The organism is Flavonifractor sp. An306, assembly GCF_002159455.1.
In the GTDB taxonomy this organism is placed as follows: Bacteria; Bacillota; Clostridia; order Oscillospirales; family Oscillospiraceae; genus Flavonifractor.
Genome location: NZ_NFIQ01000266.1, coordinates 1 through 550, shown reverse-complemented (window position 1 = coordinate 550; position 550 = coordinate 1). Strand labels below are relative to the sequence as shown.

At 56.5% G+C, this 550-nt stretch carries 1 protein-coding gene; it reads right to left on the bottom strand.

Features of this window, described 5'->3' with window-relative positions; translation table 11 throughout:
- A partial coding sequence (locus B5F88_RS20055; protein WP_140402249.1) for a helix-turn-helix domain-containing protein occupies positions 1 to 325 on the bottom strand: 325 nt, incomplete at its 3' end.
- Between the last annotated feature and the right edge of the window lie 225 nt (positions 326 to 550).

Here is a 550-nt window from a genome sequence, read left to right as displayed (position 1 = left end):
CATCCTCACACGGCCCGTCCGGCTCCGGGGGATGGGGCGTTTCGTAGATGACATACTCCACGTCCACGATCTTGCCCTTGCTGTCCCGGAGGCGGTTGCGGACGATGTAGCCGGCCCGCTCCAGCTCCTTCAGGGCAGAGCCGATGCTGTCCGTACCCTCCTTGCAGATCTTCGCAAGGCCCCTGGTGGTGTAGTTCCAGTCCTCAGGCAGGGACAGCATCATGGAGAGCAGTCCCTTGGATTTCAACGACAGGCCCGTATCCCGCAGATGGTGATTGGACATCACCGTGTAATCGCGGGTTTTCTCAATGCGGAATACCGCCATGTTGGATATCTCCTTCCTTCGGTTTTGAAAAGTGTTCGTTTCGGCGGGTTTGCGCTCCTGTATCGCCGCCCGGCCTCCCATGAGGGAAAGGATATGGGCGGCTTCGTTTGCGCCTCCCACAGGCGAAAAAACAAGGGATTTCCCACCCTAAAACGCACACTAAATTTGGGGATAGAAAAAGGGCGACTGTTAAAAAACAGCCGCCCAAAAGGGGGTCTAATACAA